Source organism: Tardiphaga sp. (assembly GCF_041424195.1).
GTDB lineage: Bacteria > Pseudomonadota > Alphaproteobacteria > Rhizobiales > Xanthobacteraceae > Tardiphaga.
The window spans coordinates 1-22,280 of the sequence record NZ_JBGMOE010000111.1; the positions used below are offsets into that span (position 1 = coordinate 1).

At 59.5% G+C, this 22,280-nt stretch carries 15 protein-coding genes and 5 pseudogenes; 12 read left to right on the forward strand and 8 right to left on the reverse strand.

Translation table 11 applies throughout. The features are described 5' to 3' along the window. Both ACEK02_RS15800 and ACEK02_RS15805 read right to left on the reverse strand, forming a co-directional pair. Nucleotides 1-553, reverse strand: a pseudogene (locus ACEK02_RS15800) (transposase); the annotation flags it as partial. 319 nt (nt 554-872) lie between these two features. After that, nucleotides 873-1,285 (reverse strand): annotated as a pseudogene (locus ACEK02_RS15805) (PRC-barrel domain-containing protein). A gap of 400 nt (nt 1,286-1,685) precedes the next feature. Here ACEK02_RS15805 and ACEK02_RS15810 point away from each other — a divergent pair. Next, nucleotides 1,686-2,225 (forward strand): PRC-barrel domain-containing protein, encoded by a 540-nt coding sequence (locus tag ACEK02_RS15810; RefSeq protein WP_371422566.1) that lies wholly within the window; start codon nt 1,686-1,688, stop codon nt 2,223-2,225. Nucleotides 2,226-2,801: 576 nt separating this feature from the next. Continuing rightward, a complete protein-coding gene (locus ACEK02_RS15815) occupies nt 2,802-3,101 on the forward strand; it encodes a hypothetical protein (protein ID WP_371422567.1) in 300 nt (99 codons plus the stop codon). Nucleotides 3,102-3,423: 322 nt separating this feature from the next. Here the strand turns inward: ACEK02_RS15815 and ACEK02_RS15820 are convergent, their stop codons facing one another. The 5 genes and pseudogenes from ACEK02_RS15820 to ACEK02_RS15840 form a co-directional block, all read right to left on the reverse strand. Continuing rightward, on the reverse strand, nt 3,424-5,895 hold the full coding sequence (locus tag ACEK02_RS15820) for a heavy metal translocating P-type ATPase (RefSeq protein ID WP_371422568.1): 2,472 nt from the start codon (nt 5,893-5,895) through the stop codon (nt 3,424-3,426). A gap of 649 nt (nt 5,896-6,544) precedes the next feature. After that, a pseudogene (locus tag ACEK02_RS15825) lies at nt 6,545-7,431 on the reverse strand (cation diffusion facilitator family transporter). A 69-nt stretch (nt 7,432-7,500) separates the two neighbouring features. Further along, complete coding sequence (locus ACEK02_RS15830) at nt 7,501-7,845, reverse strand: zf-TFIIB domain-containing protein (RefSeq protein ID WP_371422569.1); 345 nt, start codon at nt 7,843-7,845, stop codon at nt 7,501-7,503. A gap of 1,673 nt (nt 7,846-9,518) precedes the next feature. Continuing rightward, the gene (locus ACEK02_RS15835) at nt 9,519-11,315 is read right to left on the reverse strand and encodes a glycoside hydrolase family 15 protein (RefSeq protein WP_371422570.1); all 1,797 of its coding nucleotides are present in this window, start codon (nt 11,313-11,315) and stop codon (nt 9,519-9,521) included. Nucleotides 11,316-11,327: 12 nt separating this feature from the next. Further along, complete coding sequence (locus tag ACEK02_RS15840; RefSeq protein WP_371422571.1) at nt 11,328-12,377, reverse strand: glucose 1-dehydrogenase; 1,050 nt, start codon at nt 12,375-12,377, stop codon at nt 11,328-11,330. A 212-nt stretch (nt 12,378-12,589) separates the two neighbouring features. On the opposite strand from ACEK02_RS15840, the gene ACEK02_RS15845 reads away from it, so the two are divergent. The 3 genes and pseudogenes from ACEK02_RS15845 to ACEK02_RS15855 form a co-directional block, all read left to right on the forward strand. Continuing rightward, nucleotides 12,590-13,054 (forward strand): MgtC/SapB family protein, encoded by a 465-nt coding sequence (locus tag ACEK02_RS15845; protein WP_371422572.1) that lies wholly within the window; start codon nt 12,590-12,592, stop codon nt 13,052-13,054. A gap of 97 nt (nt 13,055-13,151) precedes the next feature. Continuing rightward, nucleotides 13,152-13,408: pseudogene (locus ACEK02_RS15850) on the forward strand (MBL fold metallo-hydrolase); the annotation flags it as partial. A 203-nt stretch (nt 13,409-13,611) separates the two neighbouring features. Then, a pseudogene (locus ACEK02_RS15855) lies at nt 13,612-13,865 on the forward strand (IS5/IS1182 family transposase); the annotation flags it as partial. A gap of 226 nt (nt 13,866-14,091) precedes the next feature. Here ACEK02_RS15855 and ACEK02_RS15860 read toward each other — a convergent pair. After that, the gene (locus ACEK02_RS15860) at nt 14,092-15,003 is read right to left on the reverse strand and encodes a cation diffusion facilitator family transporter (RefSeq protein ID WP_371422573.1); all 912 of its coding nucleotides are present in this window, start codon (nt 15,001-15,003) and stop codon (nt 14,092-14,094) included. 150 nt (nt 15,004-15,153) lie between these two features. On the opposite strand from ACEK02_RS15860, the gene ACEK02_RS15865 reads away from it, so the two are divergent. From ACEK02_RS15865 to ACEK02_RS15895, 7 genes are read left to right on the forward strand one after another with little or no spacing between them, the layout of a single operon-like run. Continuing rightward, nucleotides 15,154-15,528: a hypothetical protein gene (locus ACEK02_RS15865; RefSeq protein ID WP_371422574.1), complete on the forward strand. Its 375-nt coding sequence runs from the start codon at nt 15,154-15,156 to the stop codon at nt 15,526-15,528. A 58-nt stretch (nt 15,529-15,586) separates the two neighbouring features. After that, on the forward strand, nt 15,587-16,861 hold the full coding sequence (gene ihpA / locus ACEK02_RS15870; RefSeq protein ID WP_371422575.1) for a divalent metal ion exporter subunit IhpA: 1,275 nt from the start codon (nt 15,587-15,589) through the stop codon (nt 16,859-16,861). Next, nucleotides 16,858-17,808, forward strand: coding sequence for a divalent metal ion exporter adaptor subunit IhpB (gene ihpB, locus ACEK02_RS15875; protein ID WP_371422576.1), 951 nt, complete (start codon nt 16,858-16,860; stop codon nt 17,806-17,808). The genes ihpA and ihpB overlap by 4 nt, the downstream gene beginning before the upstream one ends. Next, a complete protein-coding gene (locus tag ACEK02_RS15880) occupies nt 17,798-18,163 on the forward strand; it encodes a P-II family nitrogen regulator (RefSeq protein WP_371422577.1) in 366 nt (121 codons plus the stop codon). The genes ihpB and ACEK02_RS15880 overlap by 11 nt, the downstream gene beginning before the upstream one ends. Then, entirely contained in the window at nt 18,156-21,365 is a 3,210-nt protein-coding gene (locus tag ACEK02_RS15885; RefSeq protein WP_371422631.1) for an efflux RND transporter permease subunit, read from the forward strand. Before ACEK02_RS15880 ends, ACEK02_RS15885 begins: the two co-directional genes overlap by 8 nt. Then, a complete protein-coding gene (locus ACEK02_RS15890) occupies nt 21,362-21,742 on the forward strand; it encodes a hypothetical protein (RefSeq protein ID WP_371422578.1) in 381 nt (126 codons plus the stop codon). Before ACEK02_RS15885 ends, ACEK02_RS15890 begins: the two co-directional genes overlap by 4 nt. A gap of 26 nt (nt 21,743-21,768) precedes the next feature. After that, the gene (locus ACEK02_RS15895) at nt 21,769-22,233 is read left to right on the forward strand and encodes a hypothetical protein (protein ID WP_371422579.1); all 465 of its coding nucleotides are present in this window, start codon (nt 21,769-21,771) and stop codon (nt 22,231-22,233) included. Nucleotides 22,234-22,280: the final 47 nt, after the last annotated feature.

Consider the following 22,280-nt stretch of genomic DNA (forward strand, 5'->3'; position numbering starts at 1 on the left):
GCCATCGGTGAGCCAACCAGTTCCTTGCGGCCTTCCTGCGTCGCGCCAATCAGCACGAGGAATGCATTGCTTTTCGTCCTCGAGGTGCGCTTCGAGATGGATGCCGTCCGCCCAGATCTAAACGTAGCGCTTCGCCGACAGATCGCGCTTCTGCCAGGCGGCGTGCTCGTCGAACCAGCCGTCCTTCAGCCGGCCGACGGCTGATGCCGGCAGCATCCTTGCCGAGCAGCGCCGCCAGCGCCTCGGAGAAGTCGCCGGTCGGGATACCCTTCACGTAAAGGATCGGCAGCAACGTCTCGATCGATTTCGAGCGGCGCAAGTAGGGCGGCGGGATCGATGGCGTGAACCGGATGCGGCCGGGATCGCCCGCAGCGGCCTCGCGGTCGCGCACCCGCGGCTGGCGGACGGCGACCGGACCGATACCGGTCATCACCTCGCGCTCCGGCAGGTGACCGTGGCGCACGACGCGCTGGAGGCCGTCCGCGGTCTTCAAATCGGCGTGCTTGCCGAGAAAGTTAGCAACCTCGGCCTCGACCGCCTGGACCAACAGAGCGCACGGGGCTCGAACCACCGACCCCTGTTCCACAAACAGGCGCTCTAACCAACTGAGCTACAATTGCATCGTGCACGAAGCCCCAAACGGAGCACGAAGGGTTCGACACTAGGTGCAAGGGGTTAGCGCCTTCTGCGGGCGAGGATCTACAAGCGACAATCTCCAGATGAGGTCCGCAAAAGCGCCCGGCCGAATACACTTGGCGACCGCAGGCGGCCGGCTGACGCTCACCATGACCAATGACCGGCTGAACGAAGCGGCGAAGTCACACGTCGCGTCACGGCAGGGGCGACGCCACGGCACGGAATTCTCAATTACGCTAGTTGGCCATCAGCAATTGCCAGCTCGCTTGTTGGTGCCTGTGCCTCACTCGATCAATAGGGACACCATAATACTCGCTGACGGCGCGAGTCCTACTCGCATCACCCCAATTCCAGTCGTTCTCTGAACGGTATTTTGCCGCACCACGAAGTTGGCTTTCTGTCGCGGTCGTTCGGTAACCATCAAGGCTCGTATCGTACTTTAACGACTCCCAGGGCAGGGGATAATGATCGTCGCCAATTCCCAGAAAGCCTCCAAACCTTATACGGCGTAAGCGACTTTGCCGCTGGCCTTATCGATCATCACGCGTTCGATAAAACCGATTTTCGTTTCATCCGTACCGTAAACCGCCGTACCTTCAACTTTATCGCTGCCGATCAAATTACTAGTTTCGTTCGCTTCCATCGTCATGGGAATCTCCTCATTTACCTATTGGATGGCAACATGCATTCACCGTCGATGTTCCAATCTGCCCGCGGGGACGAGCTAGAATTTCGAAACAGCGATTATCTCGGGAAACAGCGGGTTGTGGCAACTAAGCTGATAGCTTTGCAGGATCAAATTGAACCAACAATGTGATTCGACCGTTCTGAGCAATCCCTTTGATCAGCGAATTTGCGGGCATCTCCCGCTTCCCCACCAGCTGCCAGCTTGGGAGCGGTGGTTCGTACCTCCTACGTCAGGGCTATTAAACTTATACCGTCCTTGTTCGTTGGAAATTTCTTAGGCGGTTATACCTGCTCAACCGGAATGCGGTGGAACATTCGCATACGCGTCGGGTTGTACAGGAACAATTCTTGGAGGACTTACGATGAAAGCATTCGTTGGCACCGTTTTGGTAAGCGTTTCAGCACTGTACGGCTCGGCTTATGCCCAGACCGCTCCAGCCGCCGCAGATCGCCCGGCTGCGACAGCAACCACGAATTCAAATACACCAATGATGCAAAAGGGTAATTGGCGCGCCTCCAAGCTCATAGGCCTCAAAGTTTACAACGAAGCAAATGAAAGGCTTGGGGATATTAATGAGTTGATCCTGGATAGCGGCGGCAAGGTCAATGTGGTCATTATCGGAATCGGCGGCTTCCTGGGAATGGGAGAGCATGACATCTCGGTTTCGATGGACAAACTTCAATTCCGGGAAAAAGAAGTTCACACGAGTTCGACCGCTACCACGACTGCGTCTAACGAGCGCGAGGCGAAGACCGGACCAGCATCGACGCCTGCAAAGACCGGAGTACCCATCGCGCATTCGCCGGATGCCAATGATTGGAGGCCCGATCACGCAGTCATGAGTGGCACGAAGGATCAGTTAAAGGCGATGCCACAATTTAAATATTCAGATGTAAAGTAGTTTCGGCAACGTTGTTGAAGTGAAGGCGGCGATTGTGGTGTCCGGTTTTGCTTCAAACAAGGTGCGCCTCGCGTGTAGTTGCAACGTACGACCGTTCCGCCGATCCTGCTCGCGCCGAACGAGCAGGATCCGCCAAGAAAGCTGTGCAAAATTTCAGATGCAGGTTTGTTCGCCTGATGTTAGCGCACGTGCAACGTTCTCGATTCAAAAGTGCAGCCCGCTAACACGAGCAGCTGCTACGGCCAGGCTCAGCGCGACAGGGTCCCTAACCCCAGGTAGGCTATTAAATAAACCTTGGCACGACATCAGATGCACGGCATCATATGCTGTAACATCCCCGTCACCCCGAGCGGCAGAGTTAAGCCTGCAATTGCGCAAACGCCGAAGCGTGGCGTCAAAGCAAAGCTGCGTGAGGACCGCAGGGAAGCCGGCGATCAAGGAGACCTGGGCGATGGACTTCGCTCAGGACCAGCCGGGAAAACCGCCGGACAACAGCTTCAAGTTTTCAATGGCATGTTAAGAAGCAGTGTCTGAACACGCATTGAAACCCCGGAAAAATGCCTGCTGGAGGGTTAAGTGAAAGCCGATCCAAACTTTGAGCCTACCTTCCATCCAAGGCTCCGGGGCATCGCCTTCCGAATGAAATCAAAAGAAGATCAGGCGCATTGTAAGGTCAGGGTGATAGTCACCCTTCATGCTCTTGCTGAGATGGGCCGAACAAGCGTTGACAATGAGACAACTGCTCTCGATTCCTTCAAGCGATTTCGAAGTAGGATAGAGGCTGCGGCCAGCATCAAGTTTGGTCTGTTAGGTCCCACAGTTGAAGAATTTGAGGGTCTTCCAACGTTTTTGCTGATGACGGGAGATCAAATCTAACGACATCCCCGCCCTAAGGGCGACAGTCGACCCGCCGGTCTCCGCGCCTGGCATCGTGCGCCGGACTACGACCGCCGCCGTCTACGGACCTGTCGTAAAAAAAGCGGATTGTCGAGTAAGGCCATTCGCCACGTGTTCTGGACTCGCACATCCGGCGACCTCGGTTCTGTAACTGGGCTCCTGTGCAGTACGCGGGGCAGCGCGGGGCACACAAATCGGATGAGCGCGCCCGCTCGCCCCGCAGGCTCATTGCCACCTTTTCAAACCAAATTGTCAGTTAAAGTCGAGACTTCTACACCTTATTCCTACCTGATCGCACCCGTCACACGCTCTTGTCCCGATACGCAAGCAGCCTCAGCGCATTGAAGACGACGAGCAACGTCGAGCCCTCGTGCACGGCGACTGCGGGGCCGATACCGAGGCCCAGGATCGTCGCCGGCACCAGCAGGGCCACCACGCCCAGGCTGACGAACACGTTCTGCAGGATCACCGAGCGAGTCGTACGGCTAAGCCCCACCGCGAACGGCAAATTGGCGAGGTCGTCGGCCATCAAGGCGACGTCGGCTGTCTCCAGCGCCACATCGGACCCGGCGGCGCCCATCGCGATGCCGACCGTCGCATTGGCCATCGCCGGCGCGTCGTTGACGCCGTCGCCGACCATCGCGACCTTGGCTTCGGCCCGCAGTTTCTTGATCGCCTCGACCTTATCCTCCGGCATCAGGTCGCCCCAGGCCTCGTCGATGCCGACCTGCCTGGCCACCGCCTCGGCGACCTTCTGATGGTCGCCCGAGATCATGATCATCCGCTTGATACCGAGCGCGTGAAGGCGGGCCAGCGCTTCCTTGGCGGCCTCGCGGGGCGTATCCATCAGGCCGATCGCGCCAAGGTCGCGATCTCCCTTCCGGACGACCATCGTGGTGCGACCGCCCTCGCGCAAAGTCCCGATCGCCTGTTGCATTGCTTCGGACAGCGGCGCGATACCCCCCGTGCCGAACATCTCGGCCTTGCCGATCAGTACTGCCTCGCCGTCGATACGCGCCGCAACGCCCCGTCCGGTTAGACTGTCTAGATCGCCGGCCTCAGGCAACGGCCGTTCGCCCAGCCGCTTGCGGCCGTCGCGGGCGATGGCCTTGGCCAGTGGATGATCGCTCAGGCTTTCCACCGCGACCGCAACCGCGAGCAGTTCCTCCTCCGTATCTCCCGCCGCCGGCACCACATCGGTAATCCGGGGTTTTCCGGCGGTGAGCGTCCCGGTCTTGTCGAAGGCGATGGCCGAGAGCGAACCGAGATTCTCGAGCGGACCACCACCCTTCACCAGCACCCCGCCGCGTGCCGCGCGCGCCACGCCCGAGAGAACCGCGCTCGGCGTTGCAATCGCAAGGGCGCAAGGACTGGCCGCAACCAAAACCGCCATGGCGCGATAGAAACTGTCGCGGAAGGGTTCGTCAATTACCACCCCGGCGAACAGCAGCAGCACCGCCAGAGCCAGCACCGCAGGCACGAAGAACCGTTCGAATTGATCGGTAAAGCGTTGCGTCGGCGATTTCTGCGTCTCCGCCTCGCTGACCATGCGAACGACTTTGGCTAGTGTCGTGTCGGTCGAGCGCCGCGTGACCTCGATCTCGATGGCGCCGCTTCCATTGATGGTGCCAGCGAACACGCGGTGGACGGCATCAAGCTTGTCAAAATTGGCCCGCGCCTCCCCCTCGTCCGTCACCGGTCGCTTGTCGACCGGAATACTTTCGCCCGTCACCGGCGCCTGGTTGACGCTACTTTCGCCCTTCACCAGGAAGCCATCCGCCGGTAACCGCGCATCCGGCTTGACCGCCACGACGTCGCCGACGGCGAGATCCTCGATCGGCACATCCTGCAATTCGCCATTGCGCCGGACCAGCGCCGTTCGGGGCGCAAGTTCCGCCAGCGCCTCGATCGCGCGCTTGGCCCGTCCCATGGCGTAATGTTCCAGGGCGTGACCGAGGCTGAACAGGAAGAGGAGCAGTGCGCCTTCGGCCCATGCACCCAGCGCCGCGGCACCTGCCGCCGCCACCAGCATCAGCGTGTCGATCTCGAACCGCGCCAGGCGCAGGTTGTCGATCGCCTCGCGCAGCGTAAAGAAGCCGCCGAAGAAATAGGCGCCGAGATAGGCGGTGAACGGCAACCACGCCGGCACCGCCAGAAATTTTTCGACGACATAGCCGCCGATGAGGAGCGCACCGCATGCGAGCGAGAAGATCAGCTCGGTGTTTGGCCCAAGGATTCCGCCCTCATGGGCGTGTCCCGCCTCACCGTCGCCGTGGTCATGTTTGCCTTCTGCATGACGATGACCGGCGTGGTCGTCCACCGGTGCTCTAGCCGTGGCGCCCGCCTGCATTCCGTCGAGTTGTTCTCGAAGCGACGCCTCGGTGGTGACCGATCGATCGAACTCCACCCGCACGTTTCCAGAAGCGCTGGCCTCGGCTTCGAGCACACCCGGGAGCGTACGCAGTCGCCCGGCGAGCGTGCGCGCCCGTCTTTGATGCCGAATGTCGAGTTGCCACAGCACGTGACCGTAGCGCTCCGCAATCCTGGCGCCGGTACCGGTGACGAGTTCGCGAATCCGGGCTAGCGGCAGGATGTCGGCATCGTAGTGAATGCAGAGCTGCGACGGCTCGCCGTCGCGGGCCGCCGTGACATGGACATTTTCAACACCGCGTCGCGCGCGCAGCTCAGACGTTAGGCGCGCGACACACGCATCCGCTGCATCACTCACTTCTGGCAGCAGAATCGGGACGTCGAGACGAAGCTTTTCGGTCATTTTCCATCCAATTTGCGGCGCAACTCTGCCGGAAACCCAGTCTTACTGCTTTTTTGTTTAGAACAAACATCCCAACGTTTTTTGATCTGCTCTCAGAGAAAAAGCGTGCACCTGACTCCTGCCGACCATGGCATCCGTGCGGGGGCGGCCTTTGACCCGCGCGCTGTCCCATAGATGAGGTCGGCAGTGCATTTTCACCAATCTGTTGCCTCCTGAAGACAACGTCGCCCAACCGCGTGCGGCGTTCTCGGGAGACTGCCGCACGTTCCCGTGGAAATCAGAGGTCGGACGGAGCAATTACTCTATTTTTGGCAAGATTGCTGGGGCAGCGATGAGGACCCTTTCCACCGTCCACAAGGAGGCCAGCATTGCCCGCCGTCCAGCCTAGCACAGGGTCGACCAAAGCGTAACCAACGAAGGCGAGCAGCGACCACAGAACGAGACCGACAAGAACGACGGTCATTGGTAGCCGCCTCGGCCGGCGCCGAACTGTATCGTAGGTGCCCGGATCGTCGATCATCCTAGGGCCGCCGCGGTCGTCGGCCGTGGCTGCTGCTAGACCAGCGCTTATCGTAGCCATGCCTTCCCATCTCGACCTCCATTGTTTCGCGGGGCGGGCTTTGGGGAGGCTTCCCTTGCCTATAGAAGTTCAATTCACCCTCGGCCCGCGCAGACTCTGATCCTCGACCTGGATCGTCACATGCGTCAGGCCGAAGCGCTTCATCGCCTCTTGAGTACTCAGAAGGGTCTTTCGCGCCTGGGCCACGTCAGACACGACGAGGTGACAACTCACGGCGTCGAGGCCGGACGTGATCGTCCAGACGTGCCGATCGTGGATGGCTGTCACGCCGGGAATGGCCAGCAGCCTGCGCTCCAGCCGCGCGATGTCGATTTCGGGCGGCGTGCCTTCATCAGGGTGTGAATCGCCTGCTTCAGCAGCATCCAAGTACGCGGAACGATGAAGAGCCCAATGCCGGCGCCGATGATCGGAAGCCAAGGTCCACCCCGTGAACATGACGACGCCCGCGGCGACGATGACGCCGAGCGAGCCCAGCGTGTCGCTCAGACGTGTCGCTCAGAACTTCGAAGTACGCCCCCTTCAGGTTGGCTCCCGAACACCCGGCCGAAAGGAGCTTCATGCTAATGAGATTCACCGCGAGCCCGACCGTCGCCGCCACAAGCTTTGGGCCGGTCAAAATTTTCGCGGGTTCAGAAAGCGCTGGTAGGCTTCGTAGAGGATGTAGATCGTCAGCAGCAGAAGGACGAGAGAACCTCCACGCGGACAAAGCCATACGGTCTCTGCGGCGTCGCGGCGCGTTCTGAAAAGCGGATCGTGACTAGCGTCAGCGCCAGGTCGCCCGCGTCCGTCAACATGTGCGCGGCATCCGCGAGAAGCGCGAGGCTCCACAGGCCGCCGATCACCTCAGCCGCCATGAACGTCGTCGTGAGGGCAAATGCGCCGATCAATCTGGTCTTATATCGGCCCGCTGCAGTGCCGGCCGACACTGCCGCCGAATCTGCATGTCCTGCGCCCATGCTTGGATCTCCTTCATGTCGGCGCAAGGCGGCGCCGCGACGATGGTCGCGCCACTCCGTAGCAAGCCCTCAATCAAACAGCCGCCCGAGGAAGGATCCATGCCGGCGACCGCCACCATGGCCGCCGCCATAGCCCGAGCCATGGCCGCCGTCATAGTAGCCCTGAGACGGATAAGGCTGCCATTGCGGTACCGGTTGCGGCGCATTTGGCTGCGTCGGTGCAGCTCTCGCATCTTGGCTCGCGCTGCGCTCGATGATCTTGTCCAGTTCGCCGCGGTCCAGCCAAACGCCACGGCACTTGGGGCAATAGTCGATCTCGATGCCGTGCCGCTCACTCATAACCAGATCGACCCGGCAGGCGGGGCAAAGCAGCCCGTGACCTTTGGTGTCTGTAGCAGTATTGGTGTCAACCATTTACATCTCCTTAATTCGGAGCAGAGCCGCGTCGATCCGAAGTTTTAAGCGGCCACGAGCGCCTATATAAGATTAGCGCCTTAGGGGATCAGGGGTGGCGACAAGTATTCGAAAACACACCTTTCCGGTGTCTTTTCAAAGCCTTAAGCAAGCCATCGCCGCTCTGCGCGCCTTAGCCCGTCTGATACGATAGCGGAGTTTAGTCGCCGGACATCGCGTTCGGACGAGGCTTCGTCGCACACTTGCGGTTTCGCGAGGGGCCCCCGTTCCGCAATGAATCTTCCCTGAGCCTGCAAATACAAGAATCTGCGCCGGACTCCTCGAACAGCGGAACAATTTGCAGGCGGTCGCGTTCGTCGATTGAACGAAGATGCGGCTGGCGAAAGTCGTTTGTGCCGGTGGTGGTAGCCGATGAGGAAAATGTCAGGTTTGATCGCAGGGATCGCGGGGTGCATTGCCTTCAGTCAAGCCGCAGGCGCGATGTCTGTCGATAACACAATTGCCGTTCGGATCACAGGGGGAACGGACGCATTCTACCGGGTGCATTACCGCCACCGTCACGGGTCTTCCGTCCATCATCGTTATCAAAGTGGGCGGTACATTTATCGACCTGAACCTTACTATTACGGCTCTTCTGGTTATTACGGTTACTCGGCACCGGCCCATATAGGGTTTGACCACGGTTACCCGAGTCACCATTTCGACCATTCCGGCTATCCTGCTTGGTACGGTTACTCGGCGCCGCTGTATAGACCCTTTGACCACGGTTACGGGGGCCACCATTTCGAGGGCCACCTCTTTGAAGGTCATCACCTCTACGGCCATGATGGCCATCATTAAAGCAGCACTCGAACGGAGAGTGAGTACGACCCCGATGAAGCAATGGCGGATTAAGCCGAGTGCGGACACCGCCCGTTGTTTTCATATCTTGTTCAACTCGTCGGCCAATACTCGGGATAGGCCTGATAATAGCAAAGCGCCGTTAGGGCGCCGGTCGCCCGCTGGCGCAAAATCCGTCGACTCTAGGCAATCAGTCCAGACGTACTCTCGCGCAGCAATGGTGCTGATAGTTGGTCTGATTATTGGCGGTTCTGGTGGTCCCGTTTTCGCCGGTCCGTGCTCAGCCGAGATCGCGCAATTGGAAGCCGCACTCGAGGCCTTGCCCGACCCTACTGCTCGTCAATCGACAGACGCGACCTTGCACCGACAGCCAACCCCAGAGTCGCTGGCGCGTGCCAGAAAGGAAGCTGCTGCCCACGAGCAACAGCACCGCGACGCGCTAGCGCGGGCTCGCGCCGCCGATGCCCGAGGGGATCGCGATGCCTGCCGGAAGGTGCTTTCGGAAGCGGGCCATAAGTTAGCACCGCGCTAAATCCATCTGTTTTTTGTCAGACCGTCTGATCCTGGCATTCCATCGGAAGACCGGCATGCATCGCCCCTGGTGGGTCCAAATCTGGAACCCGGCAGGCCTCTCGCAAGGCACTTGCGTCTTACGAAGTCTCCTACATGACATCTATTGATGTGCGGCGTTCGACCGGGTGGGTGCTGTTGGCGATGCTCATTGGCGCTGCATATTCGTCAGCGTGCGCGGTTTGCTTGTTCCGTTCAGCGGGTAGATGTAGATGCGTTTAAAATAGTGCGTCCCTCTGCTTAGATTCATTTTGAAAATTGGATCATGGTCGGCGGCGTTGATCCGCGGGTTTATCGGTAGCGCGCGACAGGTTAAGTGCGGTCCCCAGCAGCGCCAAATGAGTGAAGGCTTGGGGAAAATTACCAAGTTGCCGTCTGGCGCGGGGGTCATATTCTTCTGCCAGCAGCCCCACTTCGTTTTGTAAGGCGAGGATGCGCTCAAAAAAAGAGCGCGCTTCCTCGGTTCTGCCTTGAAGCAACATGTTATCGATGAGCCAAAAACTGCAGGCAAGAAATGCCCCCTCTCGGGGCGGTAGTCCGTCTCCTGAGCTTTCCGTCCTGTAGCGCAATACCAAACCGTCGACGATAAGATTGCGTTCGATTGCGCTGATTGTACCTCGAACACGGGCATCCTCTGGCGGAAGAAAGCCGACCAGAGGCAACAGTAACAGGCTCGCATCGAGCGACTTCGAGCCGTAGGATTGCACGAAGCTGCCCAGCGAGACATCAAAACCATGTTCGCAAACTTCTCGGTGGATTTGCAGGCGCAGCGCACGCCACCGCTTCATCGGGCCTTCGAAACCAAATCTTTCCGCCGAACGAATTGTGCGGTCAAGTGCGACCCATGCCATTACCTTGGAGTGAGTGAATTGACGTCGTCCACCGCGTACCTCCCAAATGCCTTCATCGGGCTTGCTCCAGATTGACTCGAGATGCTCGATTAGCGCTGACTGCAGCATCCAGCCCTGCTTGCTCTCGGTTAAACCGCCGCATCGCGCCTGATGCAAGGCATCCATGAGCTCTCCATATACGTCGAGCTGCAGTTGACCCGCCGCACCATTGCCGATTCTGACGGGAAGCGATCCCTCATAACCTGGCAGCCACGGAACCTCCCATTCCGGCAGCCGTCGCTCACCTCCTATCCCATACATGATCTGAATTTGGGAGGGGTTTCCGGCAGTAGCCCGCAGCAGCCAGTCGCGCCAAGCGCGCGCCTCGTCAAAATAGCCAGAATCCATCAGCGCAAGCAGCGTTAGCGTGGCATCGCGTAGCCAACAGTAGCGATAGTCCCAATTGCGTTTTCCTCCGATCCATTCAGGCAATGACGTCGTCGGAGCAGCCACGACGCCGCCGGTCGGCGCGTAAGTCAAGGCTTTCAGGGTAATTAATGATCGCCTGACGGGGTCTAACCACTCGCCCGCATAGGTGCATCGCTCTGTCCAATCACGCCAGAACGTTTCTGTGTCGGCTAAAGCCTGGTCGGGATCGATCGGCTGCGGGATTGATCCATGTGAGGGAGCGTATGTCAGTACGAACCGGGCTGTCTGGCCGGCACGCAACTCAAATTCGCCAACCGTCTTCTGATCTTCACCGCGCAAAGGAACGTCGGCCTTCAGGACGACCATATCGGGACCGGCAACCGCCTGCAGAAGGCCGTTCTCAAGCCGACTCACCCACGGCACGATCGAACCGTAATCGAAGCGCAGAACCAATTCAGTACGCATCGAGATCCGCCCGCGCCGGCCAACGGCAATGCGCACGAGATCGGAGGCTGATCCGCGGGGTGGCATAAAATCGATCACCGTCACCGCGCCGTCAGCGGTTTCAAAGTGCGTTTCAAGGATTAACGTGTTCTGACGATAAAGCCGCCTCACCTGTGAGGTTGGGTCGATCGGACCTAGGAGCCACCGTCCCTGCTGAGACGTCCCAAGCAATGCAGCGAAGCAGGCACCCGAATCAAAGCGCGGCCAACACAACCAGTCGATGGACCCATCGCGCCCGACAAGCGCCGCTGTCTCGCAATCGCCGATCAACGCGTAGTCTTCGATCCGGCCCGACATCGACAATCCAACCTACAATGTGAAATCGATCGTCACCTTGATATCGTCGTTTCGGCGCTGGAAAGCTTTGTTCCAATCTGCAGGCGCAACACGACGTGTTATCAATTTAGCAAGCCAAAAGGGGTCGGCGCGGGATAGAGCTTGCGCGGCCGCTTCGTAGTGGCGGCGGTTGGCGTTGACCGACCCGAAGATAACGTCGTTTTCTAGGACCATCGTGAGATTCAGTAGCCCCATATCAATGTCGATCTTGTGTCCTCCGGACGAAATCCCCGCAAGGCAAACGATCCCGACGGAAGCGGTGCGATTGATCGCATCTGCAATCACGGACGCAGCGCCTGTGCACTCAACAACTATGTCTGGCTTAAGTTGCAGGCCAGCAAGCGGGCCGCTGTGATAGACGCCACCCAGTTCATTAACCAGCAGGGGCTTCGGGCCGCGAGCGGCGCGATCGAAGACGTGCACAGCCAATCCGCGCTGCGAACCCATCAATGCGGCCAGAAGGCCCACCGGTCCCGCGCCGGTGATGAGAACGGTTCGTGGTTGCCAATCGGCAAGACGTCGTCCAATTCTCTCGATCTGTTCCCATGCCTTGGCAACGACGCTCGCTGGCTCCGTTAGAACAGCCGCGTAACCGAGTTTTGGATCGACCTTCACAACAAATTCCGGCTCAATCCGAAACCTATCCGATGCGAAGCCATGACGCGATTTGATGCCGCATTCGGTGTATAAGCCGTTGCGGCACATATCCCATTCGCCCGCCGCACAGCTTGCGCAAGGAATTGGATCAGGTCTTCGAACAATTCCGACGACACGGTCGCCAATCCTAAATGAACTATCCGACGGAGCATGGAGAACCTCGCCGAGCACTTCATGGCCGACGATCAAGCGCTGGCTCAAGCTGGGCGCCGAACCGTAACGCCCCTGGACAATCTCCAAATCAGTTCCGCAAATGCCGACGGCCAAGGTCCGGACAAGGATGTCGCCTTCGGCCTCGCTTGGCTCAACGACCTGTTCGAGCCTTGCCGAATTGGACTTGCCAGGCGACACGGTTATTGCGCGCAATTGCTTCTCCGTTCAGATGATACGTAGCTGCCCGACATGGTGCGATCTCGCACAGAGAGAGAGTTGCCAGTCCGATATCTGGGCGCAACCAAGGCTTGCGCCGATCCAAGCGCGTTGCTTTGGCAACCCGGCCCGCCGGGAACCCGAGCGCTCAACCTGCGTTATGAACGGAACTGCTATTGCGCCGGCGCGCAGGATGGAGAAAACGTTGCATGCGAATGACGGCGCTGACATTTTGGGAGGTCGCATCTCACCTTGTGGATCTTGCAATCGCATACATTCTTGCTTTGCCCGTAGGGTGGGACCGGGAGCGCGAGGAGCGCAGCGCGGGAATCAGAACCTTTCCGCTTGTGGCGATCGCGAGCTGCGGTTTCGTCTTGATTGCAACGAGGGTGCTCGGTGAAGGTTCCGTGGGGCAAGCGCGCATTCTCGAGGGACTCATGACAGGCGTTGGCTTCATTGGCGGTGGCGCGATCATCAAGCACGCCGGAGCAGCGTCCGGTACCGCAACCGCCGCAAGCCTCTGGGCTACGGGGGCGCTCGGGGCCGCTGTTGGCTACGGGCTTTATGATATCGCTACTATCATCAGCATTGTGACGTATCTGACCCTTCGTACTGTTCTTTTTAAGAAGGCTGCGCGTGAGACTGCGGAGCCCGAGGCGCGAACAAGATCCTAGCTGGCGCGTGCCAGCCCCAGCCACCCATTATTCAGGTAACCCATCAGGCTGTCGAGCTTAGATGATGGGTACATAATTGCCGCTGTTCGCGACCGGCCCGGGCGGCAGAAAGCCCGCGTAGGAGAGCACGGTGGCGCAGCAGCAGGCGGAGAACGTTCATCTCAGGAGAGCGAGACCGAAGACGAGTTCGTTGCCCTTCGCGAGGCGCGCCATTGGGAGTTTCCCATGCCGAAACTGATCCTACACTCGCTGCAGGTGAATATTCGCGGCGGTCAGCTGCCCGAGCCCGAGGACAACGGTAGGCATTATCTTAAGATTCCCCTCGACGCGCTCGAAGGCGCCGCTCGGGACTAGACTAAGGCAGGAAGAACATGGAAAGGAAGAGCGTGAAAGATTTATTTGCGCAAGAAAGCAGATCGAGTCCCTCGCCGCGGACGACGCCGTGAAGCTCACGAACGACCCAAACGTAATGTTCTTGGATATGCGCGAAGGCGAGGGCTTGAAAAAGACCGGAAAGCTCAAAGGCGCCGTGCAGGCGCCCCGTTGGTCTTTATCTCGGGCAGAAGCCAGGAGTAACGCCCGCGATCAAGCGCGAGCTCCGCCGCAGGTCTGCCATCGAGCCCGTCATCGGCCATCTCAAAGCCGAGCACCGCATGGGCCGCATCTATCTCCGGTTCCGGCGAGGCGACGCCGCCAACCCGCTCTCGCCGCCGCCGGCTACAACTGCCGCCGCCTGATCCGCTGGCTCAAACTTTTGTTGCGCCAAATCCTCAGCGCTATCCTCGCCAAGCCATCGATAAATCCGGCCTGAAATTAGGGTTCTTCATGGACGACTGAGGAAAACAGGCTCAAATCATCGAAGTTCGCCTCTGCATCGAGAGCGTGGATTGCGCTTGGCCCAGATATTCAAGTACGTCGGCCTTCCTGATGCGGCATCTTGCAGCGCAGACCAAGCGACCAATCGAAATGATTACTTGGGTATAGGGTTGCGTTTACCGTTACTGCACGCCTTGCCAGAGCCAGAAATGGTTCCGCATCTAGACCCGCAGAGTCGGCTCTGCCATCCGAATTTCCTCATCCTCTACCTGAATGGTCACGTGATCGATCTTGAACTTTTCTTCCAAGACGGCCCTCGCGCCCTTCAGGACCGCGGCTGCGTCTTTCATGTCGGATACGACGACATGTCCCGTGAAGGAGTCCGTGCCCGATGTGATCGTCCAGACGTGCAGATCATGAGCGGCAACGACGCCGGGGATACGCAGCAACGCCTTCTCGAGCTCCGGTAGATCGATTTCGGTAGGTACGCCCTCCATCAGGATATGAACCGCCTGGTTCAACAGCTTCCAGGTGCGCGGCACGATGAAAAGGCCGATGCCCGCCCCGATGATCGGATCCGCCAGCGTCCAACCGGTGTACATGATAATTAGCGCTGCGGCGATCACGCCCAACGATCCCAGCATGTCGCTGAGGACTTCGAAGTAGGCGCCCTGGACATTGAGGCTCTCCGATGATCCTACAGAGAGCAGCTTCATACTGAGAAGATTCACGACCAATCCGACGGCTGCAACGGCCAGCATCGGGCCACCCAGTATTTCCGGTGGAGCGCGAAAGCGTTGGTAGGCTTCATACAAAATGTAGACGGTCAACAGAAGGAGCACCACTGCGTTGACCAGCGCGGCAAGAATTTCAGTCCGGAGATAACCGTAGCTCTTCTGCGGGGTAGCGGCCTTTTGCGCAAAATGGATCGCAAACAGCGCCAATCCCAGGCCACCGGCATCCGTCGCCATATGCGCGGCATCCGCGATCAGCGCGAGACTGCCTGTCCAGATCCCGCCGACGATTTCGGCTGTCATGTAAGTCAACGTCAGCGCCAGTGCCGCATACAGCGGCTTGCGGTGACGTCCCGCCGCTGACGGAATTGCGCCTCCGTGCGAATGACCTTTACCCACCGCAGTACTCCCAAGTTTTTGCGAAATCGGTCGCCGGCCCAGCTAGGGCAATACGGTTGTAAAATCAAATTTACGAAAAACCGCCGAGTTCCCAGGCCTTTTGCCAACATTGTAATAGTGTTCGCCAAGACAATTTGCTAACGCAACCATATGGAACATCAGGTCGGTCAGAAATTGCCGAAACTGCAGGCCCCGGGACTTCGCCGGATGCTGCTGATGTTGCTTGCTTTTTCGTATCTTTTCGTCGGTGTGGCGCATACCATTTCCTGCACGGACGAAGCTGTCGCGGCCACCATCTCATCTGACATTGGCAATATCCCGGATGACGGCCCGGATGAGGATGGCTCGAAGAAAGCGCCCGTGGTCGCCGGGCATTGCTACGTGTGCGCCCCGGTGCTGATGCCCGCCCTCGTACCGGATGTGGGACCCTCCGCACGTCCGGTCAAACTGGCATTCGTATCGCCAAAGTTCCCCTTCGAAGACCATCCTCGGCTGGATACGCCCCCGCCAAAGCATCTGATCTGAATATCGCCGCCGCGCGGTCTCACCGCGCCGTCGTCTTCATGCTTTTCAGGTCGTTTGTATGTTTTTGGTCCGAGATGCTCTGCGCCTGACGTGCGTATTGCTTGTATTTACAATCCCAGTCCAGGCTGCCGAGCGCTCTCCGCGCGCCATCTTGTTGCGAGAAGCGCTTCAGCGTGCGTTGGCGGCGAACCCGCGCCTGACCGCGGCGGAGCGCGATATCGGTATCGCGGGCGGCCTCCGTATTCAGGCAGGTGTGCTTCCTAATCCAGACGTTTCGTTCGAGCTCGACAACGCGTTGGGGTCGGGGCCCTATAAGGGCTTACGCTCGGCTGAAACTAATCTACAACTCAGCCAACTGGTTGAACTGGGCGGCAAGCGGGAGGCCCGGATTGCGGCGGGCGAGGCTGGCATCGGCGCCGCCGTTTGGCAGCGTCGGGCGACACGGTTGCAGGTGTTGTCCGAGGCCGCGATTGCGTTTATTACCATCATCAGTCTGCAGCGCCGCATCGAGATCTTCGACGAGCAGATCGCAAGCTTCGACCCGCTTATCCCATTGCTGCAAAAACGCGTCCAGGAAGGTGCTTCCTCGCCGGCCGAGACTCTAAGGGCGCAGGTTGCAGCCGACCTTTTCCGCGTCGAGCGCGAACGCACCAAGACCCAGCTGGCACTCGCGCGCCGTGATCTCGCTATCCTCATGGGCGACAGTAGCCCGCACTTCGGCAATGCTATCGGGCGGCTCACCAATATCGGTCAGCCCCCGTCATTCCAATCAATTGTCAAGGCCATCGAAGCCAATCCGCAGTTATTGCGCTGGACCGCTGTAGCCGCCCAACGCAATGCCGAACTCCTCATTGCACGCCTGAAGGCCATCCCCGACCCCCGCATTTACGCCGGTTGGCGACACTACCAAGATACCAACGACAACGCGGTCCGGCTCGGCGTCTCGATTCCGATCCCGGTGTTCGACCAGAACACAGGCAACATCATCGCCGCCCAGGAGACGCTCGCGAAGACCGACGCGGAGCGGGCGATCAACAAACTGGTCCTGATCAGCATCGTAGGCCGCGCCTACGACACCCTGACCGGTGCCCTGGCCGAGATCAAGCTACTGCGGTCGTCGGTCATTCCCAACGCACGCAGCGCGTCAGAGACGATCTTCAGCGGCTATTCGCAAGGCCGTTTCACCCTGCTGGAATTGCTCGACGTCAGGGGGGCGCTGTTGCAGGCGCTGCTGCGCGAACAGGAAGCCCTGCAGAATTTCCATGTTGCCATCGCGACCATCGAAGGTCTTGCCGGTAATCCGTTTACGCTAACCCGCGAGAGCGCACGATGATCAAGGGACTTATCCGTTATTTCGTCTTCATACTGGTCGCCGCAGCGCTGGTCTACGGCGGCTACCGCATGCTGATGCCGGCGACCTCAAATCCGACCCCGACCGAAAAATCGGAAAAGGAAGAACATGCCGATAGCATCGCCTTGAGCGACGCCAAGGTCGAGGCGGCCAGAATCGAACTAGCGAAGGCCTCACCCGGCGTGCTGAGGGACAGCCTCCTTTTGAACGGCATCGTCCAGCCGAACCAGGAATCGCTGGTTCAGGTCACGCCGCGCTTTCCCGGGATCGTCCGCGACGTGCGCAAGCGGATCGGCGACGTCGTCCAGAAGGGCGATGTCCTGGCAGTCATCGAAAGCAACCAGAGCCTAACGCAGTATGAACTGAAGGCGTCGCTGGCGGGCACCGTCATTGATCGCCAGATCTCGCTGGGTGAGTTCGTCTCCGAGCAGAAATCGGCATTCGTGGTAGCGGATTTGTCGAACGTCTGGGTGGATTTCTCTGTCTACCGCCGTGATCTGAAACGCGTGAGCATCGGTGATCAGATACTCATCGATCCCGCCGACGGCGGGCCGGCGATAGAAGCCAAGGTTTCTTATTTATCGCCGGTCGGCAGCAGCGACACCCAAAGTGCGATCGCGAGAGCAATCGTAACCAATTCCAGCCAACGACTGCGCCCGGGACTGTTCATTACCGGACGACTGACGTTGTCCGCGAAAAAGGTCGGCGTCGCGGTGAAGTCGTCGGCGCTTCAGACGGTGGAGAATCGCACGGTGGTCTTCGTCCGCAACGGAGAGAAATTCGAGGCGCGCGATGTCGAGGTGGGCGACCGCGATCCGCAGCTCGTCGAAATCCTTTTTGGCGTTCTCGATGGCGATCTCTACGCGGCGCAGAACAGCTTCATCGTTAAGGCGGAGATGACTAAGGGAGCGGGCGGAGATGAGCACTGATAGCAGCAAGACTTTGATTACCGCGTTGATCAGGCCTTACATGGAAGGCCACGTCGTTCGCGCGCTCCACGACCTTCCGGATTTTCCCGGCTTCACCTTTGACGAGGTGCGGGGGCAAGGAAAGGGACGCGGGCAAGGGGGCAGCTATGTCTCGACTGATACCGACCTTACATATCATCAGTACCTGGAATTGAGGCTGGTCTGCCGGTCCGAACTCGCCGATGACATTTGCGGCCGCATCGCTTCGGCCGCGTGGACCGGCAGAAAGGGCGACGGGGTCGTGTACACGACCCCCGTCCAGGCGTTCGCCCGGATCAGGGAAATCGGCAACCGCCCGGAGCAACCCAATGATTGACGGTATCCTTTCCTTTGCCATTCGCCAGCGATGGCTGGTGATGATCGGCGTCCTGGTCATGGCTGCCTTTGGCGCCTGGAATTTCACGCGCCTGCCGATCGACGCGGTGCCGGATATCACCAACGTCCAGGTCCAGATCAACAGCCGGGCTCCCGGCTATTCGCCACTTGAGGTCGAGCAGCGGATTACGTTTCCGATCGAGACCGCGATGGGAGGGCTCCCTCATCTCGAGAGCACCCGCTCCCAGTCCCGTTACGGCTTGAGCCAGGTCACGGTCATCTTTAAGGACGGCACCGACATCTATTTCGCCCGGCAACTGGTCAACGAACGGATTCAGCAGGTCAAGGACCAGCTTCCTCCCAGCATCGAAACAGCCATGGGGCCGGTTTCGACAGGTCTCGGCGAAATCTACCTCTTCACGGTCGAAGCGAAGCCCGAAGCCCGAAAGTCGGGGGGCGAACAATACACGCCCAGCGACTTGCGGACGATCCAGGACTGGATCATCAAGCCCCAGTTGCGAAACGTGCCCGGCGTGATCGAGGTCAACACCATCGGCGGGTTCGAACGGCAGTTCCACGTGCTGCCCGATCCCGCGCAACTGATGGCCTACAAGCTCAGCTTTCGGGAGGTGATGACGGCGCTGGCGGCCAACAACGCCAACGTCGGCGCCGGCTACATCGAACGGAACGGCGAACAGTATCTCGTCCGCACGCCCGGACAAGTCGCCAACGTCGAGGAAATCAAGCAGATCGTGATCGGATCCCGCAACGGCGTGCCGGTGCGGGTCGCGGACGTCGCCGACGTCAAGGAAGGGAAAGATCTTCGCACCGGTGCGGCAACTCTCGATGGCAAGGAAGTGGTGCTGGGCACCGCCATGCTGCTGATCGGCGACAACAGCAGGACTGTGGCGCAGCGCGTTGCCGCGAAGCTCAAGGAGATCGGACGATCGCTTCCGGATGGCGTGATCGCTCGCGCAGTTTATGACCGGACTCGGCTGGTTGAAGCAACAGTCGCGACGGTCGAGAAGAACCTCGTCGAAGGCGCTCTGCTGGTCATCGTGATTCTGTTCCTGATTTTGGGGAATTTCAAAGCTGCGATTGCCACCGCCTTTGTGATTCCGCTGGCCATGCTGTTCACCATCACCGGCATGGTGGAAAATAAGGTTAGTGCCAATCTTATGAGTCTCGGTGCCATCGACTTCGGCATCATCATTGATGGCGCCGTCATCATCGTGGAGAATTGTTTGCGCTTGTTGGCACACGAACAGCAGCGACTGGGCCGCGTCCTTAACCGACAGGAACGGTTCGAAACCATCTTGACGGCTTCCAAGGAAGTAATCGGTCCAAGTCTGTTTGGCACGTTGATCATCGGCGTCGTGTATCTGCCGATCCTGACGCTGACCGGCGTCGAGGGAAAAATGTTCACGCCGATGGCCTTGACGGTCCTGATGGCGCTCACCGGCGCCAGCATCCTGTCGCTGACCTTCGTACCGGCTGCCGTGGCCCTCCTGGTAACCGGCAAGGTGTCAGAGCATGAGAACTGGTTCATGCGCGGCGCGCGCCATATCTATACGCCGCTGCTCGCCGCCTCAATCCGTAACAGATGGGGTGTCGCTGCGATCGCGGCCTTGCTGATGGTCGTATGCGGCATCGCGGCCTCCCGCATGGGTGGGGAGTTCATCCCCAGCCTCGACGAAGGCGATGTCGCCCTGCAGGCGATCCGGATCCCCGGCACCAGCCTTACCCAGTCGCTGGAGATGCAGGCCATGGTCGAGCAGCGGCTGTTGAAGATACCTGAGGTCAAGGAAGTCTTTGCGCGCACCGGAACGGCGGAAGTGGCTACGGACCTGATGCCGCCGTCCACGTCCGACGGATACGTCATGCTGAAGCCGCGAAAAGAATGGCCCGACCCGGAGAAACCGAAAGCTACCGTCGTCTCCGAAATCCAGGAGGCCGCCGAGGAGATTCCCGGAAATGTCTACGAGATTTCGCAGCCTATCCAGATGCGATTTAACGAGTTGATATCGGGTGTCCGGAGCGACGTCGGCGTCAAGATTTTTGGCGACGACCTGGACGTGCTCGTCCAGTCCGCGGCTCAAGTTCAGGCGGTCCTACAGAACGTGCAGGGCGCAGCCGATGTCAAGACCGAGCAGGCGTCCGGATTGCCGGTGCTGACGGTCAAGCTGAACCGTCAGGCGCTGTCGCGCTACGGCATCAGCGTCGGCGATGTCCAGAACCTGGTCGAGATAGCGGTCGGCGGGAAAAACTCCGGGATGGTGTTCGAAGGGGACCGCCGTTTCAATATCGTCGTCCGCCTTCCAGAGTTTCTACGTTCCGACATCGACGCCATCAAAGCGTTGCCAGTGCCACTGCCGCCGCTGGAGAGCAAGGCCAAGGCGGTGACCGCGCTGTGGAGCAACTCGCCTCTTTCTCAAATCCGCTATGTCCCGTTATCGGAACTCGCTCAAATCGACGTCGCGCCCGGACCCAATCAGATCAGCCGCGAAAACGGCAAACGGCGCATTGTCGTCACCGCGAACATACGGGGGCGCGACCTCGGGTCGTTCGTCGCCGACGCCCAGAGCCAGGTCGAACAAAAAGTGAAGCTCCCGGCGGGCTACTGGATTGGATGGGGCGGCCAGTTTGAACAATTGGTCTCAGCCACCCAGCGGCTGACCATCGTCGTGCCGGTCGCTCTGCTTCTGATCTTCCTGCTGCTCTTCATGAGCCTGGGATCAATGCCCGATGCGTTATTGGTCTTCAGCGGCGTTCCGCTAGCCCTGACGGGGGGAATTATAGCTCTGCTGCTGCGAGGCATTCCGCTCTCGATCAGCGCGGGCATCGGCTTCATCGCGCTGTCCGGCGTGGCGGTGCTCAACGGCCTGGTGATCATCACGTTCATTGAGAGGCTTCGCAACGAGGGGCATGCCCTCGTGGACGCGGTCAGCGAAGGTTCGCTCACTCGTCTGCGGCCCGTGCTGATGACCGCCCTCGTCGCGTCGCTCGGGTTTGTCCCGATGGCGATTGCGACCGGCGCCGGCGCAGAGGTTCAACGGCCGTTGGCTACCGTCGTCATCGGCGGAATCATCTCGTCGACTATCCTCACATTGTTGGTATTGCCGGCTCTCTACGTCCTGTTCAGGCGGGAAGACCTGGAGAACGGCGAATCGAAATCACCCGCCACGGAAGGAGCAGCGTCATGAAATACCTCGCTATTGTTTTTCTTGCCCTCATGTGGTCCGCGCCTTCCTATGCGCAGCATGCGCATGGCGGCGAGAAAGGGCCGAACGGCGGCCCGATGGAAGACGTTGCGGGCATCGATGCCGAGCTAGTCACGTCCGGTAACAAGATCACCATTAACGTTTTCGATCCGAAGAACGCAAAGCCGGTGGCGACAAAGAATTATTCCGCTGCGGTGATGATCGCCAGCGGGAGTGCGCGGGAGACGGTGACCCTGGCGCCCCAAGGGGACAACTCGCTTCAAGGCGACGCCAAGAGCCCGGTGGCGCCCGGCTCCACGATCACCCTCACGATCAAGACGGCCGAAGGAAAATCCGGCCAGGCCAAATTCAAAAAGTAAAAGCCGATGGGTTGCAGGACAGGCGGATGTTGAACGAACGTCGAGCGATGTGCCACTGCCTCGGCCGCCTAATTGCGGCCCAGGTCTACGTGCGCGCCGCCGGCCGACGTAAAGGCCGTTTGCTCTTTGTTATGACGGTATCTCTGATCGCCGTATTCGCAACCGACGCATCGCGCGACCTTCGAGCGGAGGCACCCAAGGCAAGAATTGTCGGTCTGGGCGCCACAACATGTCAACGGTTCAGTGACGACGTCAAATCCAATCCCCTGCTTCGGAGAGACTATTTGGCGTGGGCCCAGGGGTTCATGAGCGGCATCATCCTGAGCAGGCCGCCGGGCGTCGATGAGGGGTTGGATCTCAATCCGGTAACCTTCGACCTCATCAATCAACTGCATTTCCTGGAAGATCACTGCGCGCGGAATGTCGCGCTGGATTTTTCCAATGCTGTCGAAGCCCTCTACAAACGGCTGCGTCAGGAGGGCAAGACGTGACCGGGGAGCAGCCCTGCAAACGCTCTCCCGCACTACCCGGAGGCTTG

Coding starts and splice junctions, on each gene's coding strand:
- ACEK02_RS15890 (WP_371422578.1), top strand. CDS start 21,362: ATGAAATACCTCGCTATTGTTTTTCTTGCCCTCATGTGGTCCGCGCCT.
- ACEK02_RS15895 (WP_371422579.1), top strand. CDS start 21,769: ATGTTGAACGAACGTCGAGCGATGTGCCACTGCCTCGGCCGCCTAATT.
- ACEK02_RS15880 (WP_371422577.1), top strand. CDS start 17,798: ATGAGCACTGATAGCAGCAAGACTTTGATTACCGCGTTGATCAGGCCT.
- ihpA (WP_371422575.1), top strand. CDS start 15,587: ATGTTTTTGGTCCGAGATGCTCTGCGCCTGACGTGCGTATTGCTTGTA.
- ACEK02_RS15820 (WP_371422568.1), bottom strand. CDS start 5,895: ATGACCGAAAAGCTTCGTCTCGACGTCCCGATTCTGCTGCCAGAAGTG.
- ACEK02_RS15810 (WP_371422566.1), top strand. CDS start 1,686: ATGAAAGCATTCGTTGGCACCGTTTTGGTAAGCGTTTCAGCACTGTAC.
- ACEK02_RS15885 (WP_371422631.1), top strand. CDS start 18,156: ATGATTGACGGTATCCTTTCCTTTGCCATTCGCCAGCGATGGCTGGTG.
- ACEK02_RS15835 (WP_371422570.1), bottom strand. CDS start 11,315: ATGTCGGGCCGGATCGAAGACTACGCGTTGATCGGCGATTGCGAGACA.
- ACEK02_RS15865 (WP_371422574.1), top strand. CDS start 15,154: ATGGAACATCAGGTCGGTCAGAAATTGCCGAAACTGCAGGCCCCGGGA.
- ihpB (WP_371422576.1), top strand. CDS start 16,858: ATGATCAAGGGACTTATCCGTTATTTCGTCTTCATACTGGTCGCCGCA.
- ACEK02_RS15845 (WP_371422572.1), top strand. CDS start 12,590: ATGCGAATGACGGCGCTGACATTTTGGGAGGTCGCATCTCACCTTGTG.
- ACEK02_RS15830 (WP_371422569.1), bottom strand. CDS start 7,845: ATGGTTGACACCAATACTGCTACAGACACCAAAGGTCACGGGCTGCTT.